The following is a 24655-nucleotide window of genomic DNA, read 5'->3' as shown; positions in this document are numbered from 1 at the left end:
TCTCGGGCGCGCCTTTCTTTTGCCTACTTTTCTTTGGCAAGACAAAGAAAAGTAGGTCGTGCCCGGCAGGGTACGAGAGGAGGATGAACCACCAACATCAAATCCATTCCTCAAAAAAGCAAAAGCTCAAAACCCCACCGGACTAGGCACACTCCCTTCCTTCCCATAGTTCTTCCAAGCATCAGCAAGCTGCGCATGCAGTTCCTCATTCGAACTCGCCGCCATCCCCAGATTGCGCAGCAGCCCATCCTTCACGCCGTAAATCCACCCATGCACAGTCAGCGGCTGCCCGCGCTCCCACGCGTCCTGCACGATCGTCGTGAGGCACACGTTGTTGACCTGATGGATCACGTTCAACTCGCACAGCCGGTCGTGCTGATCCTGGTCGCGGACCACCGTGCCCAGATACGTTTCATGCTGTTCGGCCACATCCCGCACGTGACGAATCCAGTTGTCCGCCAGCCCGAAGCGTTGCTTCGTCAGCGCGGCCTTCACGCCTGAACAGCCGTAGTGGCCCACCACGGTGATGTGCCGGATCTTCAGCACCTCCACCGCAAACTGCAGCACCGACAGGCAGTTCAGGTCCGAGTGCACCACCACGTTGGCGATGTTGCGGTGGACGAACACCTCCCCCGGCGGCAGGCCGATGATCTGGTTGGCCGGTACGCGCGAATCCGAGCAGCCGATCCACAGGTATTCGGGGTTCTGCTGGTTGGCCAGGTTGGAGAAGAACGCCGGGTCTTCGGCGTTGACCCGCTCGACCCACTTGCGGTTGTTTTCGAACAGTTCCTTGATGCGATGTGGCATGGTTTGTTGTCTTGTTGAGAGAGTCAGGCGGCGCGTTGCAGCGTGCTGCTGTCCTGCGCGTCGCCGTCCGGTGCCTTGGCGCCGTAGCGGTTGACGAAGCGTTCGCTCGCGTCATACGCATAGAAGTCGTGTGTCTGGCCGGACAGCAGGCGGTCCTTGTATGCCTGCCACATGGCGGGGTCGAAGAAATCTGCGTGGTGCTTGAGGAACGCCTCGCGCACGCGCGGGTCGCCGAGCAGGAACGTGCGGTACGTCTCCGGAAAGATGTCGTGCGGGCCGACGCTGTACCAGACCTCGCCCGACATCTCTTCCTCTTCGTTGCGCGGCTGCGGCACGCGGCGGATGTTGCAGTCCGTCAGGTATTCGATCTCGTCGTAGTCGTAGAAGACCACGCGGCCGTGGCGCGTCACACCAAAGTTCTTGTACAGCATGTCGCCGGGGAAGATGTTCGCGGCGATCAGCTCCTTGATGGCGTTGCCGTATTCGATGATGCCGTGCTCGACCTGCGCATCCGTGCCTTCCTGCAGCCAGATGTTCAGCGGCGTCATGCGGCGCTCGATGTAGACGTGGCGGATGACGATCTCTTCGCTGCCATCGGCGGCGCGCTGGTACTCCACCATCGACGGCGCGTGCTTTTCCAGCTCCCTGATCAGCGCATCGTCAAAGCGCGAGAGCGGGAACGCCACGTCGGAATACTCCAGCGTATCGGCCATGCGCCCCACGCGGTCGTGCCGCTTGACGAGCTGGTACTTGCTCTTGATCAGCTCGCGCGTGGTCTCCTTGGGCGGCGGGAAGTAGTCCTTGATGACCTTGAAGACGTACGGGTACGACGGCAGCGTGAACACCAGCATCACGAGGCCCTTGATGCCGGGCGCGATGATGAACTTGTCCGACGAGTGCTGCAGGTGGTGCAGGAAGTCGCGATAGAACAGGTTCTTGCCCTGCTTCTGCAGGCCGAGGGAGGTATAGATCTCTGCGCGCGGCTTGCGCGGCATCAGGTCACGCAGGAAGGTCACGTAGGCGGACGGGATTTCCATGTCCACCATGAAATACGAGTGCGTGAACGAGAACAGGATCATCAGCTGCTCGGGCCGCAGCAGCACGGTGTCCAGGCGCAGCGAGCCGTCGGCATTGCGCATGATGGGCACCGCCAGCGGATACGTCTTGTCGCCGTTGATCACGCGTCCGATGATGTACGCCGCCGTGTTGCGGAAGAACAGCGACGACAGCACATGGATCTGGAAATTCGGCGCGATGCGGTAGTCGCCGAAATGCTCTTCCACCGCGCGGATCAGGTAGCCGATGTCGCGGCGCAGGTCTTCGAAAGGCGCCTCGAGCTGGAAGTTGTGCACGATGCGCTCGAAGCAGTCCCCCAGGCCCTCGCGCGAGCCGGGGTAGTAGGCGCGATAGGTCGGCTTGGTGGGCGATTCCTCGTTCTCGATGTACTCGGTCGAGATGGCCGGCCGCACGAAGATGAAATCGTTGTTGAAGTACGAACGGTGCAGGATGCGCGTGCACACCGAGTTGAAGAAGGTCTCGGCCAGTTCCGGCTGGTGATGGTTGGTCAGCAGGCCGATGTAGTGCAGCTTGATCTGGCGCCAGATTTCGTCGTCGATGTTCTCGGCGTCGTATTCGTCTTCCAGGATGACGGACGCTTCACGCACGCGCTCGTCGTAATACGCGATGCGGTCGCGCTGGAGCTGCTGCATCTGTGCCCAGTCCCCGCGTTCGAAGGCCGCCTTGGCCTGCACGCACACCTCCCGGAACAAGCGGTAGTGCTTGTCGAAGCCGTCGAGCATCGTGCGCGCGACGTCAAAGGCGATCTGCGACGAGAGGAGCTTGGGGAAATGGGACATGGCGTGCGCGAGCGGGTGGGGGGAGCCGAAGCAAGGTGTCGCGAGCTGCAACAACCTAGATTGTATGGGCTTCGCTGTCCTGCATTCGCTCCTTATCCGTTTTGCATAGGGCCTCTTGTGCCCTCCCGTCATCCCAGCCCGGGCTCGCCGCTCACATCGTCTCTGCGTACAGCTCGCGGCCGATCAGCATGCGGCGGATTTCCGACGTGCCGGCGCCGATCTCGTAAAGTTTCGCGTCGCGCCACAGGCGGCCGGTCGGGAACTCGTTGATGTAGCCGTTGCCGCCCAGGATCTGGATCGCTTCGCCGGCCATCCAGGTGGCCTTCTCGGCGGTGTAGAGGATCACGCCGGCGCAGTCCTTGCGCACCTGTCGCACGTGGTCGCGGCCCAGCGAATCGAGGTTCTTGCCGACCGTGTACAGGTACGCACGGCACGCCTGCAGCGTGGTGTACATGTCGGCCATCTTGCCCTGGATGAGCTGGAATTCGCCGATGCTCTGGCCGAACTGCTTGCGGTCGTGGATGTACGGCGTGACCACGTCCATGCAGGCCTGCATGATCCCGATCGGGCCGCCGGAGAGCACCGCGCGCTCATAATCCAAGCCGCTCATCAGCACCTTGGTGCCGCCGTTTTCCTGGCCGAGGATGTTTTCGGCCGGCACTTCGACGTTGTCGAAGACGAGTTCGCCCGTGTGCGAGCCGCGCATGCCGAGCTTGTCGAGCTTCTGCGCCACCGAGAAGCCCTTCATGCCCTTCTCGACGATGAACGCCGTCATGCCGCGCGCACCCAGTTCGGGTTCCGTCTTGGCGTAGACGACGAGCACGTCGCAGTCGGGGCCGTTGGTGATCCACATCTTGGTGCCGTTGAGCACGTAGCGGTCGCCTTTGCGCTCCGCGCGCAGCTTCATGCTCACGACGTCGGAGCCGGCATTCGGCTCGCTCATCGCCAGGGCGCCGATCCACTCGCCGGAAACCAGCTTGGGCAAGTACCTGGCCTTCTGCGCCGGGGTGCCGTTGCGGTGAATCTGGTTCACGCACAGGTTCGAGTGCGCGCCATACGACAGGCCCACCGATGCCGACGCCCGGCTGATTTCTTCCATGGCGATCATGTGCGCGAGATAGCCCATGTTCGCGCCGCCGTATTCCTCGGCCACCGTGATGCCGAGGACACCCAGCTCGCCCATCTTGCGCCACGCGTCCATCGGAAACTGGTCGGTGCGGTCGATTTCCTCCGCACGCGGCGCCAGCTCGGCCTGCGCCCAGTCGCGCACGGCCGAACGCAGCATCTCGATGTCTTCGCCCAAGTCGAATTTCAGGCCGGGCAGTTCAATCATGGTCGTCTCCTTGGGCGCGTGCATGGAGTCAGGCCGCGCGTGTCTCTGGGTGGTGATCTGGCGTTGTGCGGTCCGCGCCGCTTGTGACGGGCGCACCCTGCCGGGAGGGTGTTGCAGGATGCTGCGTATTGTATTGACGTTTACGTAAACGTCAAATACGTAAGATACCGGATCACGCGGCCTTGCGTCGCCTGGGCGGCCTGGTATGGCCGGCCTGGGCGCTCTCCAGCAGGCGGCGGCATTGGCGCTCGTGCTGGTCGATCTCGGCCAACTGGGCGTTGAGGTCTTCCAACTGCTGCGTGAGCACGGCGCGATGCTGCGCGAGCGACGCCAGAAAGCGCTCCAGCTGCGGCACCGTATCGCGCGGCGATTCGTACAGGTCGAGGATTTCCTTGATCTCGCCCAGCGACAGGCCGAGCCGCTTGCCGCGCAAGGTCAGCTTCAGGCGCGTGCGCTCGCGCGCCGAATACACCCGGCGGCGTCCGCCCGGGCCCTGGCGGTCGGGCGCCAGCAGGCCCTGGTCCTCGTAGAAGCGGATGGCGCGTGGCGTGATGTCGAATTCGCGGGCGAGGTCCGTGATGGTGTAGCGGGTGTCGGCAGCGTCGCTGGCATCGACCGATTCGAGATCGGCGCCAAGCTCGGCGGCGGCAGACGGAGTGGAGGCGGACATACAGCAGAGGGCGGTGTGATGGGGCGTGCGCCGGGCAAGCCGCTTAAGTTTTCGCTTAAGATGGAGGACCGACGGCGAATTGACGTTAACGTTAGCGTCAATGGCGCCAAACCGCAATCACGACAGACCGCCCGACCCAAGGCGGCGACCGAGGCCACCCACCCATGAACGCGCTCGAACACCAACTCGACTACCCGTTTGGCGACACGCTGCCCGAAGGCGGCACGCGCTTTGAGGTCGCGCCTGGCATCTACTGGCTGCGCATGCCGCTGCCCTTCGCACTCGATCACATCAACCTCTGGCTGCTGCGCGATCGGCAGGACGGGCAGGATGGCTGGACGATCGTCGATTGCGGCATCAACCACGAAGCGATTCGCGGGTACTGGGAAACGATCTTCGCGAACCACCTCGATGGCCTGCCGGTGTTGCGCGTGCTGGTCACCCACTGCCATCCGGATCACGTCGGCCTGTCGACCTGGCTATGCGAGGGCGGCGACCACAACCGCTGGAACGTGCGCCTGTGGATGAGCCTGGGCGATTACGCCTTCGCGCGCATGCTCGTCGGCGGCACCGGCGCATCGAATGCCGGCGGCGAATTTGCCGCGCGCCACTTCGAGCGCCACGGCCTCACCGACGCCGACGCGATCGAACGCATCCGCAATCGCAAGGATTACTACAGCACCCTGGTGCCCGGCGTGCCCGGCCAGTACCGCCGCCTGATGGACGGCGACGTCGTCACCATCGGCGCGCACGGCTGGCGCGTCATCACCGGCTTCGGCCATGCGCCCGAGCACGTCGCGCTCTATAGCCAAGACGCCAACGTGCTCATCTCCGGCGACATGGTCCTGCCGCGCATCTCCACCAACGTGAGCGTGTTCGACCTCGAGCCCGAGGCCGATCCGCTGACGCTGTATCTCGATTCGCTCGGCAAATACGAGCCGCTGCCCGCCGATGTGCTGATCCTGCCGTCGCACGGGCGGCCGTTCCGCGGGCTGCACACGCGCATCCGCCAACTGCGCGATCACCATGCCGATCGCCTGGCCGACACGCTGGCGGCCTGCCGCCGCGCGCCGCAATCCGCGCGCGACATCGTCAACGTCATCTTCAAGCGCCAGTTCGACGTGCACCAGATGACCTTCGCGATGGGCGAGGCGCTTGCCCACCTGCATGCGCTGTGGCATCAAGGCGAACTGGTGCGCGAAACCGGCGCCGACGGTATCGTTCGGTTCCACGCAGCAAGCTGACCCAACATCCGGAGCTCCCATGGCTGAGCAGCACGACGTTCTCGACGACAGCGCCGTCGTATTGCCGTTTCCCGCGCAGACCCCCACGGCGCCGTACTACGCGGTGATCTTCGCTTCCACGCGCACCGACGGCGACACCGGCTACGGCGCGATGGCCGACCGCATGGTGGAGCTGGCGCGCAACATGCCCGGCTTCCTCGGCATCGAATCTGTACGCGACGAAGCGGCGACCGCGCAGGGGCGGCCCGGCATCACGGTGTCGTACTGGTCGTCGCTCGAGGCGATTCGCGAGTGGAAGAACCAGAGCGACCACCTGGCTGCGCAGAAACTAGGGCGCGAGCAATGGTACGCGTCGTATCACCTGCGCATTGCCAAGGTGGAGTACGACTACGGGTTCGTGCGATAGGGCGTCGCGTCGGCCGACAAGAAACCCGCCAACCGGCGGGTTTTTTTCAGCGCAGCGCCTTCGCGAACTCGCCCAGGTATCGCGCGCCTTCGATGGCCTTGCTGCCGTACCACGACACCATCTCGCCATCCACGAGATAGACCGGCTTGCCGATCTGCTTTTCCAGCGCGTCGACATGCTCTTCGGTAAAGCTGTAAGGCTCGGTGGAGAGCAGCACGCAGTCGATGTTGCGCACGACGTCGCTGCTCCAGCGGAAGGTCGGATAGCGCGTGTCGGGCCGGTTCGGGCGGGCGCAATCGCCGCTCTTCTCGATGCCGCATTGCACGGGCGCGACATCTTCCGGCCACGTGTGGAAATTGACCAGCTTGAGCATGCGCGAGATGTAGGTGTCGCGCGACACCGTCATCCATGGGTCCTGCCAGATGGCGTACAGCACGCGGCGCGGCAGGAAATGACGGCCGCGCAGGGCGTCGAGCTCCTGCACGAGCGCGTCGGAGAGCTTCTGCGCCTGCGCCTCGCGGTGGAAGATGCCACCCAGCAGCTGGTACAGCGCGAGGTTGTCCTCCGGCGCACACGGATGCGTGACGACGATGTCCGGGATGAACTCGCGCAGCTTGTCGACGGTCGGGCGCGTGTTTTCGTCGATGTTGACGATGACGTGCGTGGGTGCCAGCTCGCGGAGGCGGTCCAGCTTGACGGTCTTGGTGCCGCCCACCTTGGGCACGTTGCGCACGGCTTCGCGCGGGTGGATGCAGAAGCCGGTGCGGGCGACGAGTTGGTCGCCGAGGCCGAGCGAGAACAGCAGGTCGGTGATCGAGGGCACCAGGCTCGCGATGCGCGGCGTGGTGTCGACCGGTACATGCGCAACCCCTAGCGCGTCGGTAAACATCATCAGGAAATCTCGGGTTTGCGAGGCTTGCGCGGGGCGCGCGCAAAGGCCACGTCGTAGAGCCAGTTCGGGAGGACGTGCAGCAGCCGGGCGACGATGCCCATCTGCCATGGCAGCACGGTGAAACGCACGCCGCGATGGATCGCATGCACCGCCTTCTGCGCAAAGCGGTCTGCGGGCATCAGGAACGGCATCGGATACGGATTGTGTTCCGTCATCGGCGTACGGATGTAGCCGGGCGCGATCGTCACGACCCGGAGGCCGCGCCGGCCGAACTCCACGCGCAGGCTCTCCATCAGTTTGATGACGGCCGACTTGGAAGCGCTGTACGCGGCCGCGCCCGGCAGGCCGCGTACGCCGGCTACGCTGGCAACGCCCACCAGCGTGCCACCGGACCGCCCGGGCCTTGCGCGCGCAAGCATGGGTTGGACGAATGGCTGGAACGTGTTCAGCACGCCCATCCAGTTGGTGTCCATGACGGCCGCAAAGGCGTTCAGGTCGCCGGCCTCGCGCAGGTCGGTGCCGACCGAGATGCCGGCGTTGGCGATCACCACATCAGGCACGCCGGCCGTTGCGATGAAGGCTTGCGCCGCGTCGCGCATCGATTCGGCGCTGCGCACGTCGGCGGCATAGCAATGGCAGTGGCTTTGAATGTTCGCCGGCAGCGTGTGCACGAAATCCTGGAGCGCGTCGATGCGCCGGGCCACGAGGCCAAGCGTGGCGCCCTGGGCGGCGTACTGGCGTGCCAGCGCCTGCCCGATGCCGCTGGACGCGCCGGTGATGAAAACGGTCTGGCTCATGTCGATGTCCTGGTGGAAAAGCGGCTGGCGTACAAAAAACGCCCGCACAGCGGCGGGCGTCGGCCAAGCGGTAGCGCCGCGGCATGCCGGGCGCGGTGCGCCATTACATCTTGCCGGCCCGGATCTGCTGGACGAGATAGTCGAGCGTTTGCACGGTCTTCACGTAGCCGCCGGCTTCGTCGGGCGACACCACGTACTTGCCCTGCACCACGACGGTCGGCACGCCCTGGATGCGGTATTGCTCGGTCAACTGGTTGGCGCGCGACACATTGGAGCTCACGCTGAAGGAGTTGTAGGCATCCATGAAGGCCTTGCGGTCGAGGCCTTCCTTGGCCGCAAAGTCGCCGACGGTCTTGTCCTGCTCGTCCTTGGTGCCGCGGATGTTGAGGCGGTCCGCGCCGTGGATGGCGTCAAACACGCGCGCGTGCATTGACATGCCCTTGCTGCTCTTGGCCTGCAGCTTGCCCATCGCCTCGAGCGCGTAATAGATGCGCGAGTACGGGACGAGGCGCGCGTCGTTGTTGAATGCGACGGGTACGTGCTTGATCACCACGTCCTTGCCTTGCTTGGCGCTCCAGGCTTCCCACGTGTTTTCAAAGTGGTTGCAGTGCGGGCACCAGTAGCCGAAGAACTCGGTCACCTCGATCTTGCCTGCCGGCACCGGCTGTGCAGGCTGGAGCACTTGATAGTCCTTGCCGGCCACGGGCTCGGCTTGCGCCGGGGCAGTCATCAACAGGCCGGCGCCGGTGGCCAGCGCAATCAGGAAAGCAGCGATTTTATTCATGGTGGATGGAAGTAGAGCGTAGGACGACCGGAAATCGGAACCTCAGGCTTCTGACTTGCGGCAGCCCTGCGGGTTCAGGAGGCTGCGCGATTTCCTGTCACTGGCGGGCGAAGCGGATGACCGACGATTCCACGCCCGAGGACTGCAGACGGCCGCGCACGGCGGTCATCTCGTCCAGCGAGTTGAACGGGCCCAGGCGCACGCGATACATGGTGGTGCCGTTCACTTCACGCTGGGTCACCTTGGCTTCAAAGCCCTGCATGGCCAGGTTGCCCTTCTGGCGCTCGGCATCCTCGGCCGACTTGTAAGCGCCGACCTGCAGGAAGTAGCCGGTCTTGGCGGCATCCTGGCGGGCGATTTCGGCAATCGGGTCGGCCACCGGCTTTTCAGGCGGTGTGGCAGTCTTGGGCGGCCTGGCGGCCGGCGTGCTGGCCGGTTGCGTGGCCGTACCGGGCTGTGGCTGGGCCGGGCGGATGGTGATGCCCGGCGGCGGGTTGTTCGCCTCCGGGGCCTGGTCGACAGGTTTGGCCGGCACGCGGCTCCACAGCGGTGCGTTCGGATCGGCCGGCTGCGTACCGCTGGCTTGCGGAGCGGTTTGGGCCGGCGCCGGCAGCGGGGCCACCACATTGCCCGGTTCGCTCGGCTTGGGCTGCGCCCCATTGCGCGCCACGAACGGGACCGGCGCCTTGGTGATGTAGACCGCCACCACCACGGCGATCGCCAAACCGACGATCAGTCCCAGCACCAGACCCAGAAACGTGCCGCCCCACTGCGAGCGGCCACGGGAAGATTGCGTATTGCGTGCCATGTCGATCCTTCTGAATGGACCCGATTATAAGAGCGCCGTGTTGCGCGCTGCCGTGCGCCTGGACAAGTGCGCGGCGCGATGCGTTCGCTTACATCTTCTGTGGAGCCGAGACGCCGATGACCGCCAGGCCGTTGCGCAGCACCTGGCGCGTGGCGGCGAGCAGCGCCAGGCGGGCGCGCTTGATGGCCTCGTCGTCCACCAGCACGCGGTCGGCGTTGTAGAACGCGTGGAAGTCGCCCGCCAGATCCCGCAGGTAGAAGGCCACGGCGTGCGGGGCCAGTTCGCGGGCGGCGTCGGCCAGCATGTCGGGGAAGGCTGCCAGGCGCTGCACCAGGGCGATGGCCTGCGGGCTGGCGTCGGGGCCGGTCACCGGGGTCAGGTCGGCGCCGTTGAGCGAAGCGGGGTCCATGCCGGCACGCTCGAACACCGAGCAGATGCGCGCGTGGGCGTACTGGACGTAGTACACCGGGTTCTCGTCGCTCTGCTTGAGCGCGAGGTCGACATCGAAGACGAATTCGGTATCGGCCTTGCGCGACAGCAGGAAGAAGCGCACGGCGTCGCGCCCGCGCGTGAAGCGGGCCGGCCAGTTCGGATCGCCGGCTTCCACGCAGGCGCGGATGGTATCCACGCCGGCTTCGGATTCCGCATCGCCGTTGGACCATTCGATCAGGTCGCGCACGGTCACGTACGAGCCGGCGCGCTTGGAGATCTTCACCTCGGCGCCGTCCTTCATCACCGTGACCATCTTGTGCAGGACGTAGTCGGGGTAGCCCTTCGGGATGCCGATGTTCAGGCCCTGCAGGCCGGCGCGCACGCGGGCGATGGTGCCGTGGTGGTCGCTGCCCTGCACGTTGATGACCTGCTTGAAGCCGCGCGCCCACTTGGTGGTGTGGTACGCCACGTCCGGCACGAAGTAGGTGTAGGCGCCGTCGGACTTGCGCATGACGCGGTCCTTGTCGTCGCCGTCGTCGGTGGTGCGCAGCCACAGCGCGCCTTCCTGCTCGTACGTCTTGCCGGCGGCGATCAGCGCGTCGACGGTCTGCTGCACCTTGCCCTCGGTATAGAGCGACGACTCCAGGTAGTACCGGTCGAACTTCACGCCGAAGGCCTGCAGGTCGATGTCCTGCTCGTTGCGCAGGTACGTGACGGCAAAGCGGCGGATGGCTTCGAGGTCTTCGACGTCGCCGGCGCCGGTCACCGGTTCGCCGTCGGAGGCGCGCACGGTCTTGCCAGCGAGGTAATCGGCGGCGATGTCGGCGATGTAATCGCCGTTGTAAGCGGCTTCGGGCCAGTTGGCGTCGCCCGGCTTGAAGCCGCGCGCGCGGGCCTGCACCGAGACGGCCAGGTTGTGGATCTGCACGCCCGCGTCGTTGTAGTAGAACTCGCGGTGGACCTTGTGGCCCTGCCAGTCGAGCAGGCTGGCGAGCGCATCGCCCAGCGCGGCCTGCCGGCCGTGGCCCACGTGCAGCGGGCCGGTCGGGTTGGCCGAGACGAACTCCACCAGCACCGGCGCGCCGTCATGCGTGTTCGCGGCGCCATAGCGGTCGCCTTCTGCGAAGACGGCGGCAATCACGTCGGCACGCGCGGCGGGCGACAGGCGCAGGTTGATGAAGCCGGGGCCGGCGATTTCCACGGCCGAAACGAGGCGCTGGCCGCGGGCATCGGCGCGGATGGCGTCGGCAATGCCGCTGGCCAGTTCGCGCGGGTTCTTGCCCAGCGGCTTGGCCAGTTGCAGCGCGACGTTGCAGGCGATGTCGCCATGCGCCGCCTGCTTGGGGCGCTCCAGGACGATCTCCGGTCGGGCTTGGCCTTCGGGCAGCAGGGAGCCGACGGCGTCGGACAGCAGTTGGGCGATCGTCTGTTTATGGGAGGGCAGCATAGGAAAACCATGGCGCCGGCAGTGCTGAAACAGGTTGAAATCCCGTTCTGGCGCGGCCAGTTGCGTTGTTCGGGGAAAAGTACGAAATTTTATCAGGTGAGCCGCGGTCTCAGAGGTATCCGAGGGGCACCTGCCTCCCGCCGTGGCAATCTGCGGCACCCATGACCCAACCAAGGGAACCAAGAAATCATGATCACCTTTACCTCGCACGCTTCGCAAAAGTTCTCCATGCAGAAGGATCTCGCCATGGTGCTGCTGGGCGTGATCGGCAAGACGCTGGGTGAGCGCGGCGTCATCACGCCCGAAGAGATGCCGCACGCCATCGAACGCCTCAAGCGCGCCATCAAGGACGACACGCACCACGCGCACATCCAGGTGGCCGAGCTGGCCGCCAATGAAGAGGGCGACGGCGAGGAAGAGCCGCCGCACCTCGGCCAGCGCGCCTATCCGCTGCTGCACATGCTGGAGGAATCGCAGAAGGAAGGCGCGAACGTGCTCTGGGGCGTCTGAGCGCGGACCGGGCGGCTGACGTTGCGCAGCGAGGGGTCGTCAGACGCTCAAAAAAATGCCCGGCCACCGCCGAAGGTGGTCCGGGCATCCGGCCACGCGGGCCGGGAGCGGGGAGGGGGCTGACGCGTTGCGCCGGTATCTCGTCTTACTGCGTCTGCGTGCCGGCCTGGGGCAGCATGTCGGCGAGTTCGTCGGCATGCTCTTCCTCCACGGCCAGGATCTCTTCCAGCACGCGCCGCGTGGTCGGGTCGCGGTCGCCGATGTAGCGGATCATCTCGAGGTAGCTGTCGATGGCGATCCGCTCGGCCACCAGATTCTCCTTGATCATGTCGACCAGGCCATCGGCTTCCACGTATTCCGAATGGCTGCGCGTGGACAGGCCTTCCGGGTTGAAGTTCGGCTCGCCGCCCAGCTGCACGATGCGTGCGGCGATCTTGTCGGCGTGTTGCTGCTCTTCGGTGGCGTGCACCATGAATTCTTCGGCGATGGGCTCGGCGTTGATGCCCTTGGCCATGAAGTGGTGGCGCCGGTAGCGCAGCACGCAGATCAGCTCCGTCGCCAGCGCTTCATTGAGCAGCCGGAGCACCGTCTCACGGTCGGCCTTGTAGTCGCCGGTCACGGCGCCGTCCTGGATGTGCTTGCGGGCACGTTCGCGCAGCGCCTTGATATCGATGAGAAACGGGCTGTCTGCAGCGTTGGTTTGGGTCATGCGGATACTCCTGCAGGGTCTCGGAAAAGGGCGTCTTGCGTCTCCGGTGTGCCGGCTTATTCGTCGGCACCGCGCCGGCCGCCGCTGGCGAGCGCCAGGGCCAGGCCGATCACTGCGCCGACCGCCACGGCGACCCCCACCGACCGGAACGGCGCCGAGGCGATGGTGTCTTCAGTGCGGTCCAGGGCCCAGTCCATGGTTTCGCGCGCCTGATGGGCGCGATCGTTGGCCGCGCGGCGCAACTGCTCGGCGCGCGCCTGGATGGCGTTGCGCGCCCTCCTGGCCTCCGTGCCGCCTTCGTCGGTCAGTGTCTGGATGGCGTCTTCAAGGGAGCGCAGCAGTTTTTGCACGTCCTGCACGGCGGGGTTGGCGGCATGGCGGGCGTCGTCGATGGCGTCGCCGGCGCTGCTCAGGGCCCGGTGTGCACGTTCGTTGACGTCATCGACTCGGCTGCGTACGCGTTGGCTGGCAAAAAGAGACATGGCGGGATTCCTCGGTCATGGCGCCGCGGGAGGCAGGCACCGCGGCGCGGGGGTCATTGGGCGTTCGCTTTCGTGAAGAAAGACAGGGCGTCTGCCACACTGGCTAGCAAGACATGGACCCGACGCCACGCTAGTCCACGGCCTTGAAGACGGTCAGGCCCAGGATGAGGAACAGCACGAACAGCACCACGAAAATGAAGAACAGGACCTTGGCGATACTCGCCGCGCCTGCGGCGATGCCGGTAAAGCCCAGCACGCCGGCCACCACGGAAATGATGGCGAAGATCAGAGCCCATTTCAGCATGTCGTTGCCTCCGGATCAGGTTGAAATACAGGCCGCTGCGCGAGGTGGTGCAGCGAGCCTGTGCTGCGGTGTAGTCCCACGCACGCCGCGTGCCTGGGCCGGGTGTGCCCCAAGTGCCGTGCGGGGTGCCCACGGAGTATCATGCCCCCTACCAAAAACACATATGCAACGCGCGCCGCGTCGGGCGGCCTGACGCGTTCCACACGGGTCTGCAGACATGCGGTCATCCTTGCGCTCCACCCTGCTGCTTGCCGGCGGCATTCTGCTCACGCTCGGGGTGCTCATTGCCTCGGAGACGGGCAACGTCCGCCTCAGCCAGGGCTACCGGCAGGTGATTCAGTCGCAGCAGGCGGAAACCGCCATCAACGAACTGCTGGCCGAGCTGGTCAACGCCGAAGCCGGGCAGCGCGGCTTCCTCCTTACGGGCAAGGACGAATACCTCGACCCTTACAACAAGGCCATCCCGCACATCCATGCGCTGATGGCCGAGATCCGCGACCACTACGCCAACGACCCCGACGCGCTCAAGCTGTTTTCAGAGACGGCGCTGCAGGTCAGCCGCAAGCTCACTGAAATGGAGCTCACGCTGATCTACGGCAAGCGCGATCTGGAGGTGGCGCTCGACCTCGTGCGCACCGACTTCGGCAAGGCGTCGATGGAAGCCGTGCGCCAGGGGCTGGACCGCCTGCGCCAGCGGGAGATCGCCACGGTGGCCCGCAGCCTCGAACATGCCGAGCGCGACCTGGCGCTTTCGCGCTATGGCATTGCGCTCATCACGGCGGTCAACATCATCCTGCTGGTCGTGCTTGGCATGCAGCACGCCAAGCGCCTCGCCGCCACCGAGCAGGAGCGCGACAAGGCCGAGGAAGAAAGTCAGAAGCTCGACCGCATGGTGCGCGAGCGCACGCGCCAGTTGTCCGATCTGGCCGCGCACCTGCAGCGCGTGACCGAAGACGAGAAGACGCGCCTGGCGCGCGAGCTGCACGACGAACTGGGGGCGATCCTCACCGCGACCAAGATGGACCTCCACTGGCTGCGTTCACGCATCCATGCCAGCGAGCCGGCAGTGAGCGAAAAAATTACGCGCGTGATGGCGCATGTGGATCAGGGCATTCAGATCAAGCGCCGCCTGATCGAAGATCTGCGCCCGACCATCCTGCTGAACCTGGGCCTGGCCGAAGCGTTGACCCAGCTCACCCAGGACGTCGGCACGCGCAACGGCTGGCATACCGAGGTTAGCCTCCCCGACGAGATGCCGCAGCTGACCGACGACGCAGCCATCGCGCTGTATCGCATCGTGCAGGAATCGCTCACGAACGCGTCCAAGTATGCGCATGCGACCACCGTGTCGGTGGCGCTCGATGCCAGCGAGGATGGCGTGCGCCTGCGCGTGCGCGACAACGGCCGCGGTTTTCCTGCCGACATCGAGCGCAGGCGCATGGTCGGCCATCACGGCCTGCTCGGGATGGAGCAGCGCGCCATCGCGCTGGGCGGTACGCTTACGATCGATTCGATGCCCGGTGGCGGCGTCACGATCATCGTTGAGCTGCCCTCCAACGATGCCGTTCTTGTCCACCCGGACGCCAGCGGTCTACAGGCCTTGCCCGGCGGCGCGGCGCCGGCATGATGCGGCCCGGCCGCCCAATGAAAAAGCCCCGTCGTGGGGCTTTTGTCGTGTTGCGCGGCGCAGGCGGCTACATCTTCTGCTTGGTGTTGTCGGCGGCATTCTCCAGCTTCTGACCGCCAGTCTGGATGTCCTTGCCGGCGCCCGCCATGGTGTTGCAGCCGGCCAGGAAAACGCACGTCAGCGCAAGTGCGGCACACAGGGTCTTCATCGAACGCTCCTTGGGGTGAGAAACCGTGGAAAGCGGCATGGGCCTGGGCGACTGGGCGATGCGCGCCAACAGGTCCGCAGGCGCACCCCCTACGCGTGAGGGGAGTGCTGTGCAGGCTGGTGGCGTGGCCGCGCCACACCCGCGCGTTCTTCGATGACCTCGAACACCTTGTCGAGCTCGAGCGATTTATCGAAGAAGTAATTGGCGCCCGCTTCGAGGCAGCGCTGCCGGTAGGTCGGGACCTGGGCGTGGTTGGTGTAGACGATGCGCACGCTCGGCGAGGCCTGGTCGCGCAGCGTCTGCAGGACTTTGAATCCGTTGCCCTGCCGCAGCTGCAGGTCGACGATGACGACATCGTAGTGACCCTGCGCGAGCAGGCGCAGCGCCAAATCTTCCGTGTCTGCCCACTCGACCGTCGCTACGAAGGCGGAGGCCTTGAGGTATTCGAGCACCATGCCGCGAAGCACGGGGGAATCCTCGATCAGAAGGACGCGCAGGCCACGGGTGGAGAGGGTGACGGCTTGATCCAGCATGCGTTGATGGTAGCCAGCGGGCGCACCGGGTGGTATCAGGCGTTGTCCTACATGCCAGCAAGCTTTGCGGGGTGGCGGGCGGTTCGGACGCCGCGCCCGGTGTCACTCGACCAGGCCGTTCTTGATCGCGTAGTAGGTCAGATCGGCATTTGATTTCATGCCCATCTTTTCGAGAATCCGCGTGCGGTAGGTGCTGACCGTCTTGACGCTGAGGAACAGCTCTTCGGCGATGACGGACACCGACTGCCCCCGCGCGAGCTTGCAGAAGATCTGGAATTCGCGCTTGGACAGCGTCTGGTGCAACGGCTGGTCGGTCGGTTTTTCCAGGCCGCCGATGAGCAGTTCGGCCACCGTCGGGCTGACATAGCGCCGCCCCTGCGAGACCGTGCGGATGGCCTTGACGAGCTCGTCCGGCGCGCTTTCCTTGGTCAGGTAGCCCGATGCACCAGCGCGGATCAGGTTGATCGCGTACTGATCTTCCGGAAAAGTCGAGAGGATCAGCACCGGAAGATCCGGATGGCGCTGGCGCACCAGCTTGAGCGTATCGATGCCGTTGCGGTCGGGCATGGAGATATCCAGCACCACGACGTCGAAGGCGCCGGTGCGGAGTTGCTCCATCACCTCTTCCCCGCTGGCCGCTTCCCCCGCGACTTCGATGTCCCGCTCTTCGGACAGGAACTGCCGAAGGCCGGCACGGACGATTTCGTGATCGTCCGCAATCAGGACGCGAATCATGCTGCTCCTTATGGACGGCGCGGCCGGCGGACTGCCCGCGTGCTCACGCCGCACTTGTTGGTTCGATACGACAGCAATTGTATCGGACTGTGGCGTGAAACCGGACTCCCCCATGCCGACGGGCTGGAGGGGTGTGGTCTGCGTTTCCATAAAAGGCCTCTGGATGTGCATGAATCGCAACATGCGATGTGCCCCATAGGGGAGCAATCAACGTGCCCGCGGCCGCAGAGCCAAAGAAAACGGGGCGGAGAAATCCGCCCCGTTGTGGCTCTGGGTGCGCCGTGGGGCACCCGACGCCCCGCCGACCGCTGTTACTTGGTTTGCGCGGCGGCACCGCCGTTCACGCTGGCGTCGACGTTGGTGTTGCCGGCGAGATCAGCCTTGGCGTCCTTGGCCGTCTTGGCTGCCGACTTCTCGGTCTTGTTCACCGACTTGCCGACCTTGTCGGTCGTCTTGTCCAGCGCGGCTTCCGACTTGGCCTTGTGTTCGTGGGCGGCCTTGGCGCCGTGCTCGGCCTTGCTGTTCAGCTGGGTCTTGGCCGATTCGGTGTCCAGCTTGGCGCCTGCGTCGGCCTTCAGGCCCGTGCCGACGTTGGCCTGGACCGGAGCGACGGCGGCCGTGCCGTTGGCTTGCGCACCTGCGCCCACCGACGGGGTTTGCGCGTTGGCGTAAGCGGAGGCAGCAGCGATGGCGATGGCGGACAGGGAGATCAGCAGCTTGTTCATGGAGAGGCTCCTTTGATTCTGAACGGCCACGCGAGGGATTCGTCGCGGCATCACTCTGTGCGTCGAGTGAATGGGTTCAGTGTAAGGAGCCCTTCCGGTTACGACTGTTAGGGGGTGTAAGCCTTTGTAATGAGAGCATCACCCCTCTTGAAGCACCATCAACGCCAACGCCGGCAAGGGTTTGCAGGCGTAAGACACGGTGCGGCGCACACCATGTCTTAAACGTCTTGTCACAGATTCAGAGATTCGGGGCCAGGGCGCGTTCGACAAAGGCGCGGTCTTCGCCGCTGCGCGCCGCCATATCGTCCACTTGGTCCTGCCCGATCTTCCCGATCGTGAAGTACGTGCTCTCCGGGTGCGACAGGTAGAAGCCCGACACCGATGCGGCCGGCGTCATGGCCAGTGCGTCGGTCAGGCCCATGCCGATCTCCTGCGCGTCGAGCACACGGAACATGTCGCGCTTGACGGTGTGCTCGGGGCAGGCCGGATAGCCCGGCGCCGGGCGGATGCCCTTGTATTCCTCGCGGATGAGCGCGTCGTTGTCGAGCGCTTCGTCCGGCGCGTAGCCCCACAGGTCGCGGCGCACGCGCGCGTGCAGGCATTCGGCAAAGGCTTCGGCAAAGCGGTCGGCCAGGGCCTTGAGCATGATCGCGCTGTAGTCGTCGTTGTCGGCTTCAAAAGCGGCTTCACGCTTTTGCACCCCGATGCCGCCCGTGACGGCAAACAGGCCGATGTAGTCGGCGATGCCGGTGTCCTTGGGTGCGATGAAATCGGCCAGGCAGCGGTTCGGGCGCATCACGCCGTCGATGATCGGGCGCTCGCTCTGCTGGCGGATGTTGCGCCAGGTCAGCGCGACTTCCGAGCGCGATTCGTCGGTGTAGATCTCGATGTCGTCGTCGTTGACGGTGTTCGCGGGCAGCAGCGCGATCACGCCGTTGGCCGTGAGCCAGCGCCCGGCGACCAGGCGCGCGAGCATGCTCTTGCCATCGGAAAACACCTTGCGGGCCGATTCCCCGACGATCTCGTCGTTGAGGATGTCGGGGAACTTGCCGGCCAGGTCCCACGTCTGGAAGAACGGGCCCCAGTCGATGTACTGGGCGAGCTCGTTGAGGTCGTAGTTGCGGAACACGCGGCGGCCGATGAACTTGGGCTTGGGCGGCGTGTAGTGGCTCCAGTCGATCTTCGTCTTGTTGGCGCGCGCGGCGGCCAGCGACACCATCGGCGTGGCCTTCTTGTTGGCGTGCTGCGTGCGGATGCGGTCGTAATCGGCCCGCAGTTCTTCGAGATAGCGCGCGGCGCCGTCATCCGACAACAGGCTCGACGCCACGCTCACCGAGCGCGAGGCGTCCGGCACATAAACCACCGGGCCTTCGTAGTTCGGAGCGATCTTCACGGCGGTGTGCACGCGGCTCGTCGTTGCACCGCCGATCAGCAGCGGAATCTTCCTCACGCGGAAATACTCGTCGCGCTGCATTTCCGAGGCCACGTAGGCCATCTCTTCCAGCGACGGCGTGATCAGGCCCGACAGGCCGATGATGTCCGCGCCTTCCACCTTCGCCTTCGCGAGGATCTCATTGCACGGGACCATCACGCCCATGTTCACGACCTCGAAGTTGTTGCACTGGAGCACGACGGTGACGATGTTCTTGCCGATGTCATGCACGTCGCCCTTGACCGTGGCGATGACGATCTTGCCGCGCGAGCGCACGTCGCCGCCGGCGGCGGCGATCTGGCGCTTCTCTTCCTCGATGAACGGGATGAGGTGGGCCACGGCCTGCTTCATCACGCGGGCGGATTTCACCACCTGCGGCAGGAACATCTTGCCGGCGCCGAAGAGGTCGCCCACGATATTCATGCCGTCCATCAGCGGGCCCTCGATCACCTGGATCGGGCGGCCGCCCTCGGCGGCAATCTTCTGGCGCACTTCCTCGGTGTCTTCGACCACGTAGTCGGTGATGCCGTGCACGAGCGCGTGGGCAAGGCGCTTCTCGACCGGCTCGAGGCGCCATGCGAGGTTCTCTTCGCGCTTCGTGCCGCCGCCCTTGTAGCGGTCGGCAATCTCGAGCAGGCGGTCGGTCGCGTCAGGCCGGCGGTTGAGCACCACGTCTTCCACGCGCTCGCGCAGCTCGGGGTCGAGATTCTCGTACACGCCGAGTTGGCCCGCGTTGACGATGCCCATGTCCATGCCCGCCTGAATCGCGTGGTACAGGAACACGGTGTGGATGGCCTCGCGCACCACGTCGTTGCCGCGGAATGAGAACGACACGTTCGATACGCCGCCGCTGACCTTCGCGTACGGCAGGTTCTGCTTGATCCAGCGTGTGGCCTCGATGAAGTCCACCGCGTAGTTGTTGTGCTCTTCGATGCCGGTGGCGACCGCAAAGATGTTCGGGTCGAAGATGATGTCTTCCGGCGGGAAGCCGACCACGTTCACGAGGAAGTCGTAGCTGCGCTTGCAGATCTCGGTCTTGCGCTGGAACGTGTCGGCCTGGCCCTGCTCATCGAAGGCCATGACGACCGCGGCGGCGCCGTAACGCTTGATGAGCTTGGCGTGGTGCGCAAAGGCGTCTTCGCCTTCCTTGAGCGAGATCGAGTTGACGATCGCCTTGCCCTGCACGCACTTCAGGCCCGCCTCGATCACCTCCCACTTGGACGAGTCGATCATGATCGGCACGCGCGCGATGTCGGGCTCCGAGGCGATCAGGTTCAGGAAACGCACCATCGCCGCCTTGGAGTCGAGCATCGCCTCGTCCATGTTGACGTCGATGATCTGTGCGCCGTTTTCGACCTGCTGGCGGGCCACGGCCAGCGCCTCGTCGAACTGGCTGTTGAGGATCATGCGCGCGAACGCCTTGGACCCGGTGACGTTGGTGCGCTCGCCGACGTTGACGAACAGCGTACCCTCGCCAATGTTGAACGGTTCGAGGCCGGAGAGGCGCATGGGATGGTCGGTCATGATGGTGCGGGGTTCGGTCAGGCGGGGGCGTGTTCGCCCAGCTTCAACAGGTTGCCGTGCGGGTCGATCACGTAGAGCTCTTTCATGCCCCACGGCCGCACCGCCGGCGGCGCGAGCGAAAGCCCGCGCGCGGTGAATTCTTCAAACAGCGCCTGCGTGTTCGGCACGCGCAGGTAGCAGGAGGTGTTCTCGGCGATGCGGCGGTCGTCGCACAGCCAGAAATGGAGTTCGGCGCCGTCGCGCTGCACGATCAGGTAGTCCGGCGCCAGCAGCCTTTGCGCAAAGCCGAGCCGCTCCGTGTAGAAGCGGGCAGACTCCTGCAGGTCCAGCGAGGCCAGCACGGGGATGGTGCTGTCGATGCGCGCGGTCATGGCGGTCTCAGGCGGCTTCCTTGTACTGGCCCGGCCATGCGCGCGGCTTGCGGCTCGCGACGCGTTCGGCAATCGCCTTGATGTGTTCGGGCGTGGTGCCGCAGCAGCCGCCCACCAGGTTCACCAGGCCGGCCGCGGCAAACTCGTCGACCAGGCTCGATGTGACGTCGGGCGTTTCATCGAAGCCCGTGTCGCTCATCGGGTTGGGCAGGCCCGCGTTGGGGTAGCACGAGACGGCCGTGTCGCAGATCTTCGCCAGCTCGGCGATGTACGGGCGCATCAGCGCCGCGCCCAGCGCGCAGTTCAGGCCGAAGGTGATCGGCTTGGCGTGGCGCAGGCTGTTCCAGAACGCTTCTACCGTCTGGCCCGAGAGGATCCGGCCCGAGGCGTCGGTCACCGTGCCGGAGATCATCACGGGCACGCGCTCGCCGGTGTCCTCGAACAGCTGATCGATGGCAAACAGCGCCGCCTTGGCGTTGAGCGTGTCGAAGATCGTTTCGACCAGGAACACGTCGGCGCCGCCCTCGAGCAGCGCCTTGCCCTGTTCGTAATACGCATCGCGCAGCTGGTCGAAGTTGACGTTGCGCGCGCCGGGGTCGTTCACGTCGGGCGAGATGCTGGCCGTCTTGGGCGTCGGGCCGAACGCGCCGGCCACAAAGCGCGGCTTCTCGGGCGTGCTGTACTTGTCGCAGGCCTCGCGCGCCAGGCGGGCGGCCACGACGTTCATTTCGTAGGCCAGATCCGCCATCTTGTAGTCTTCCTGCGCGATGCTGGTGGCGCCGAAGGTGTTGGTCTCGATCAGGTCTGCGCCGGCGGCCAGGTATTGCTCGTGAATCTCGCGGATGACCTCGGGGCGGGTGAGCAGCAGCAGCTCGTTGTTGCCCTTCACGTCGATGGGGTGGTCGGCAAAGCGCTCGCCGCGGTATTGCGCCTCGGTCAGCTTGTAGCGCTGGATCATGGTCCCCATCGCGCCGTCCAGGATCAGGATGCGCTCGCGCAGCAGCGCGGGCAGGGTGGCGGCACGGGTATAGGGCAGGGGCGCAATGGTGGACGCGGACATGGGGGGACTCCGGGGTGCGTCGGCCGGCAATGGTTGAAAAGTTGCGGCCAAAGACCGATTTTACCAGTCGCATCAATGACTTGCCGGCGGTGTGGGCAATCGCGCTCCTATAATCGACATCACGCCGTCTTCCCGTCCTGATCGCCACCATGCAACTGCTTGACCCCACCGACGCCCATGCCTTCCTGCAGCGCACGCCCGCCGCGCTGTTCATCGACTGCCGCAGTGAAATGGAGCACCTGTTCGTGGGCCATCCGGCCGGCGCGCACCATGTGTCGTGGAACGATGGGCCGCACTGGGAGGTGAACCCCGAGTTCGTGCCCACCGTGCGCAAGCTTTCCGGCCACGGCTTTGACCGGCCGATCGTGCTGATCTGCCGCAGCGGCAACCGTTCAGCGGCCGCCGCGCGTGCGCTGGAAGAGGCGGGGTTCAGCGACGTCTACGTCGTGCGCCACGGCTTTGAAGGCGACCTCGATGCCACGCGCCATCGCAACACGCTCAATGGCTGGCGCCATGCCGGGCTGCCGTGGGAGCAGTGCTAGAGAGAAACTATCGCTGCGATAGTCGATGCACGCATGAAAAAACGCCCGGCAGCGCCAAGCTCCGGGCGTTTTTCTGGAAGGCGTCACGCGGGCGGGCGGCCCGCACCGGCGGTTCAGTGCATCGTGACCGGCTGCGTCATCACGGTGTCGAACTTGCCCAGGAAGTCGTCGACCTCCTCGACCGTCGGCTCGCTCGCGATGAGCTTTTTCACGTCCTCGCGGAAATGCTCGGCCAGCTCGCCGCCGAGGAAGATTTCACGCTTGAGGTTTTTGTCCACGATCTCGTAGCCGCCTGCGGAAAGCATGGCGTGCTGGCCATCGGCACCGAATTCGACAACACAGTAGTTGTCACTGTTGTAGATCATTTGCATGGTGCACCTCCGAGGCGTCAATCGTCTTGCTGTTGTGGGGACTGCTCTACTGCTGCACCGGGTAGATGGGGCCCGTGGCCATGACTTCAAGAGCCGATCCACTCCCACCCATGATCGTGCCGCCCATCTGTCCCTTGGGCTTCATGATCGGCCACAAAGTTCGCAAATGCGAGGCGAAATGTGTGACGTGCGTCGTGATCGCGTAACCAGATCTTTCCGCGCCTGCATCGAACGCTGCAGGCCACCGTCGTCCATATGGCGGGTGGCCGGCGCCCGGTGTGGGGGGCGCCCGCAGTGATCGACACGGCAAACGGGACTTACGGCGTGTCGCATTGACTCTCGCATCCCGCGTGCCCGAGGAACTCATCCAGAGCGGTGAGGAAGGCCTCCTCCTGTTCGACGGGGGCAAGATGGGCCGCGTGGGACATCACTTTCAAGCGCGCGTTCGGGATGTGCGTTGCGATCTCGCGCGCGACTTCGACCGGTGCGCCGGTGTCCTGGTCGCCGGTCATGACGAGGGTGGGGCAGGCAATGCGCTCTAGCGAGCCGCGCGTGTCCAGCGCCTTGATGGCCAGGCAGGCGCCCACGTAGCCGTGCGGCGGTGTGGCGCGCAACAGCGCCCGGATGCGTTCGACCGCGTCCGGATGGGCCTCGCGAAACGGTGTGGTGAGCCAGCGCTGGATGGTGGGCTCGACAATGCCGCTCATGCCATGGGCTTCCACCTGGCCGATGCGCTCGTCCCACATGGCGTGCGCAGAGACCGGCGTGTAGCAGACGGTGTCGCACAGCGTGAGCGAGAGCAGCCGCTGCGGGTGCCGCACGCCGAGGATCTGGCCGACCATGCCGCCCATCGACAGGCCGACGAAATGCACCTGCGCAATCGACAGCGCGTCGAGCAGCCCGGCCACGTCGTCGGCCATCTGGAAGAGGGTGTAGGCGCCGTGCGGGGCGCTGGTCTTGCCGTGGCCGCGCGCGTCGTAGCGCAGCACCCGATGGCGATCGGACAGGCGCGCAGCGATGTCGTCCCACAATCGGTGGTCCACGCCGAGCGCGTGCGCCAGCACGACCCAGGAGCCGTCCGTGCCGTCGATGCGGTAATGGATGTCGATGCCGTTGGCGCGCACGGCACCCCAGTCGGAGCGGGCGGTTGGTGACACGGTCATCCTCCTTCCTGCGATTGGTAGACCAGATCGAACTGCATGCCGTTGGGCTCGGTCTGGCGCAGGCGCACCGGCAGCCAGCCACGCTCGGCCGCGAGCCAGATTTCGACGCGCCGCTTGTCGTCGGCCCGGCGCGGCAGTCGTATGAAGTGCTGTGCACGAATCGTGCCGTTTGGCGTGTCGACAGTGTCTTCGCCCACATGCTGCACGCGGGCGAACTCCACGCTGTCTGTATCCGCGATGGGGATGTCGAGCGTGAGCCCGGGGCTCGACATCCGTTCCGGATTGCCGCGCGCCAGGCCTGTCAGCTGCAGGAAGACACTGAAGCGATCCTGCGTGCCCTCCGGGAGGGGCAGCACGGCCGGCGTGCGCGTAAAAGTGACGGTGGGTGCGCTCTGCGTGCCCGAGGTGGCTGCGTTGGGATCGGGGTAATGGAACGTTGTCACGTCGGGCTGTCGGCGGCCGCGCACCTCTTCATAGCGCATGGGGGCCAGACCGTACGGGCCGGCTGCGCCGGTGCTTCGGAAGGCGAGCGCGCCAAAGAACAGCGGCAACGGAATTTCGACGGAGAGCGTGTAAGTTTTGCCATCGGTCGTCCACCGGATCAGCCCGTCTTCGTTGCGTACGCCGTTGACGTACGTGGCGTAGCGCAGGGTCGTCGATGGCGGCAGGGAGAAGCCGGCGCCGCCTGGTGCAGCCCCCGCGCCGGGATCCTCTGCGCCGAGGTCCTTCACCATCCCGGTATTGCCCGACGCCTGGGCCCCGAGGAAGTCCGACGAGTCTGTGTCGGAGAGGTCCGACCCGGTCGGGGCGGGCCTGGGCGCGGCTATCGGCTCGCGCGCGGGCGGGGTCGGGGCCGGCGGCGGCCGGCGCGGTGCGGGCCGTT

The 24655-nt window shown here is 65.5% G+C and carries 27 protein-coding genes; 5 read left to right on the top strand and 22 right to left on the bottom strand.

Translation table 11 applies throughout. From position 1 onward, the window contains the following. Positions 1 to 126 precede the first annotated feature (126 nt). The 4 genes from can to A6M56_RS06190 all read right to left on the bottom strand — a co-directional run bounded on the left by can (position 127) and on the right by A6M56_RS06190 (position 4666). On the bottom strand, positions 127 to 807 hold the full coding sequence (gene can / locus A6M56_RS06205; RefSeq protein WP_102080665.1) for a carbonate dehydratase: 681 nt from the start codon (positions 805 to 807) through the stop codon (positions 127 to 129). A gap of 23 nt (positions 808 to 830) precedes the next feature. Beyond that, positions 831 to 2663: a bifunctional isocitrate dehydrogenase kinase/phosphatase gene (gene aceK, locus A6M56_RS06200; protein WP_045785613.1), complete on the bottom strand. Its 1833-nt coding sequence runs from the start codon at positions 2661 to 2663 to the stop codon at positions 831 to 833. Between the two features lie 151 nt (positions 2664 to 2814). Then, a complete protein-coding gene (locus A6M56_RS06195) occupies positions 2815 to 3996 on the bottom strand; it encodes an isovaleryl-CoA dehydrogenase (protein WP_045785614.1) in 1182 nt (393 codons plus the stop codon). A gap of 172 nt (positions 3997 to 4168) precedes the next feature. Next, positions 4169 to 4666: a MerR family transcriptional regulator gene (locus A6M56_RS06190; protein WP_102080666.1), complete on the bottom strand. Its 498-nt coding sequence runs from the start codon at positions 4664 to 4666 to the stop codon at positions 4169 to 4171. A gap of 164 nt (positions 4667 to 4830) precedes the next feature. Between A6M56_RS06190 and A6M56_RS06185 the strand changes: the two genes are divergently transcribed. Further along, entirely contained in the window at positions 4831 to 5910 is a 1080-nt protein-coding gene (locus A6M56_RS06185; RefSeq protein ID WP_102080667.1) for an MBL fold metallo-hydrolase, read from the top strand. A 19-nt stretch (positions 5911 to 5929) separates the two neighbouring features. Then, on the top strand, positions 5930 to 6316 hold the full coding sequence (locus tag A6M56_RS06180) for an antibiotic biosynthesis monooxygenase family protein (RefSeq protein WP_102080668.1): 387 nt from the start codon (positions 5930 to 5932) through the stop codon (positions 6314 to 6316). A 46-nt stretch (positions 6317 to 6362) separates the two neighbouring features. Here the strand turns inward: A6M56_RS06180 and A6M56_RS06175 are convergent, their stop codons facing one another. From A6M56_RS06175 to argS, 5 genes are all read right to left on the bottom strand, one after another. Beyond that, the gene (locus A6M56_RS06175) at positions 6363 to 7208 is read right to left on the bottom strand and encodes a helical backbone metal receptor (RefSeq protein WP_102080669.1); all 846 of its coding nucleotides are present in this window, start codon (positions 7206 to 7208) and stop codon (positions 6363 to 6365) included. Then, on the bottom strand, positions 7208 to 8005 hold the full coding sequence (locus tag A6M56_RS06170) for an SDR family oxidoreductase (RefSeq protein WP_045785619.1): 798 nt from the start codon (positions 8003 to 8005) through the stop codon (positions 7208 to 7210). Before A6M56_RS06170 ends, A6M56_RS06175 begins: the two co-directional genes overlap by 1 nt. A gap of 103 nt (positions 8006 to 8108) precedes the next feature. Beyond that, on the bottom strand, positions 8109 to 8789 hold the full coding sequence (locus tag A6M56_RS06165; RefSeq protein WP_045785620.1) for a thiol:disulfide interchange protein DsbA/DsbL: 681 nt from the start codon (positions 8787 to 8789) through the stop codon (positions 8109 to 8111). A 97-nt stretch (positions 8790 to 8886) separates the two neighbouring features. Then, the gene (locus tag A6M56_RS06160) at positions 8887 to 9597 is read right to left on the bottom strand and encodes an SPOR domain-containing protein (RefSeq protein WP_102080670.1); all 711 of its coding nucleotides are present in this window, start codon (positions 9595 to 9597) and stop codon (positions 8887 to 8889) included. 88 nt (positions 9598 to 9685) lie between these two features. Next, on the bottom strand, positions 9686 to 11476 hold the full coding sequence (gene argS, locus A6M56_RS06155; protein WP_062738681.1) for an arginine--tRNA ligase: 1791 nt from the start codon (positions 11474 to 11476) through the stop codon (positions 9686 to 9688). A gap of 189 nt (positions 11477 to 11665) precedes the next feature. Between argS and A6M56_RS06150 the strand changes: the two genes are divergently transcribed. Then, on the top strand, positions 11666 to 11986 hold the full coding sequence (locus tag A6M56_RS06150) for a DUF1840 domain-containing protein (protein ID WP_062738680.1): 321 nt from the start codon (positions 11666 to 11668) through the stop codon (positions 11984 to 11986). A gap of 145 nt (positions 11987 to 12131) precedes the next feature. On the opposite strand, the gene A6M56_RS06145 is transcribed toward A6M56_RS06150, so the two are convergent. From A6M56_RS06145 to A6M56_RS06135, 3 genes are all read right to left on the bottom strand, one after another. Beyond that, on the bottom strand, positions 12132 to 12695 hold the full coding sequence (locus A6M56_RS06145; protein ID WP_045785624.1) for a ferritin-like domain-containing protein: 564 nt from the start codon (positions 12693 to 12695) through the stop codon (positions 12132 to 12134). A gap of 56 nt (positions 12696 to 12751) precedes the next feature. Then, positions 12752 to 13177, bottom strand: a complete 426-nt coding sequence (locus tag A6M56_RS06140; RefSeq protein ID WP_045785625.1) for a DUF883 family protein — start codon at positions 13175 to 13177, stop codon at positions 12752 to 12754. A gap of 130 nt (positions 13178 to 13307) precedes the next feature. Continuing rightward, positions 13308 to 13481 carry a DUF1328 domain-containing protein gene (locus A6M56_RS06135; protein ID WP_045785626.1) on the bottom strand — a complete coding sequence of 58 codons (174 nt, stop codon included), beginning with the start codon at positions 13479 to 13481 and terminating at the stop codon, positions 13308 to 13310. Positions 13482 to 13698: 217 nt separating this feature from the next. On the opposite strand from A6M56_RS06135, the gene A6M56_RS06130 reads away from it, so the two are divergent. Further along, a complete protein-coding gene (locus A6M56_RS06130) occupies positions 13699 to 15108 on the top strand; it encodes a sensor histidine kinase (protein ID WP_045785627.1) in 1410 nt (469 codons plus the stop codon). 67 nt (positions 15109 to 15175) lie between these two features. On the opposite strand, the gene A6M56_RS06125 is transcribed toward A6M56_RS06130, so the two are convergent. The 7 genes from A6M56_RS06125 to A6M56_RS06095 form a co-directional block, all read right to left on the bottom strand. Then, the gene (locus A6M56_RS06125; protein WP_045785628.1) at positions 15176 to 15316 is read right to left on the bottom strand and encodes an entericidin A/B family lipoprotein; all 141 of its coding nucleotides are present in this window, start codon (positions 15314 to 15316) and stop codon (positions 15176 to 15178) included. Between the two features lie 89 nt (positions 15317 to 15405). Continuing rightward, the gene (locus tag A6M56_RS06120) at positions 15406 to 15849 is read right to left on the bottom strand and encodes a response regulator (protein ID WP_045785629.1); all 444 of its coding nucleotides are present in this window, start codon (positions 15847 to 15849) and stop codon (positions 15406 to 15408) included. A gap of 102 nt (positions 15850 to 15951) precedes the next feature. Next, positions 15952 to 16584 (bottom strand): response regulator, encoded by a 633-nt coding sequence (locus A6M56_RS06115; RefSeq protein ID WP_045785630.1) that lies wholly within the window; start codon positions 16582 to 16584, stop codon positions 15952 to 15954. A gap of 311 nt (positions 16585 to 16895) precedes the next feature. Continuing rightward, positions 16896 to 17309, bottom strand: coding sequence for a hypothetical protein (locus A6M56_RS06110; RefSeq protein ID WP_102080673.1), 414 nt, complete (start codon positions 17307 to 17309; stop codon positions 16896 to 16898). A gap of 238 nt (positions 17310 to 17547) precedes the next feature. Further along, complete coding sequence (gene metH / locus A6M56_RS06105; protein ID WP_257984099.1) at positions 17548 to 20286, bottom strand: methionine synthase; 2739 nt, start codon at positions 20284 to 20286, stop codon at positions 17548 to 17550. Continuing rightward, positions 20283 to 20636, bottom strand: a complete 354-nt coding sequence (locus A6M56_RS06100) for a bleomycin resistance protein (protein WP_062738677.1) — start codon at positions 20634 to 20636, stop codon at positions 20283 to 20285. The genes metH and A6M56_RS06100 overlap by 4 nt, the downstream gene beginning before the upstream one ends. A gap of 7 nt (positions 20637 to 20643) precedes the next feature. Next, positions 20644 to 21696 carry a homocysteine S-methyltransferase family protein gene (locus A6M56_RS06095; RefSeq protein WP_045785633.1) on the bottom strand — a complete coding sequence of 351 codons (1053 nt, stop codon included), beginning with the start codon at positions 21694 to 21696 and terminating at the stop codon, positions 20644 to 20646. A 149-nt stretch (positions 21697 to 21845) separates the two neighbouring features. Here A6M56_RS06095 and A6M56_RS06090 point away from each other — a divergent pair, with 149 nt between their 5' ends. After that, positions 21846 to 22238 (top strand): rhodanese-like domain-containing protein, encoded by a 393-nt coding sequence (locus A6M56_RS06090; protein WP_045785634.1) that lies wholly within the window; start codon positions 21846 to 21848, stop codon positions 22236 to 22238. Between the two features lie 113 nt (positions 22239 to 22351). Here the strand turns inward: A6M56_RS06090 and A6M56_RS06085 are convergent, their stop codons facing one another. The 3 genes from A6M56_RS06085 to A6M56_RS06075 all read right to left on the bottom strand — a co-directional run. Then, entirely contained in the window at positions 22352 to 22609 is a 258-nt protein-coding gene (locus A6M56_RS06085) for a BTH_I0359 family protein (protein ID WP_045785635.1), read from the bottom strand. A gap of 317 nt (positions 22610 to 22926) precedes the next feature. Continuing rightward, positions 22927 to 23772 carry a 3-oxoadipate enol-lactonase gene (gene pcaD / locus A6M56_RS06080; protein ID WP_102080675.1) on the bottom strand — a complete coding sequence of 282 codons (846 nt, stop codon included), beginning with the start codon at positions 23770 to 23772 and terminating at the stop codon, positions 22927 to 22929. Next, on the bottom strand, positions 23769 to 24655 hold an 887-nt coding region (locus A6M56_RS06075; RefSeq protein ID WP_286757904.1), incomplete at its 5' end, for a DUF3108 domain-containing protein. The genes pcaD and A6M56_RS06075, both read right to left, overlap by 4 nt.

The sequence above is a fragment of the Ralstonia sp. RL genome (assembly GCF_001683835.1).
Classification (GTDB): Bacteria; Pseudomonadota; Gammaproteobacteria; order Burkholderiales; family Burkholderiaceae; genus Ralstonia; species Ralstonia mannitolilytica.
This window is presented reverse-complemented; position numbering and strand designations above follow the sequence as displayed.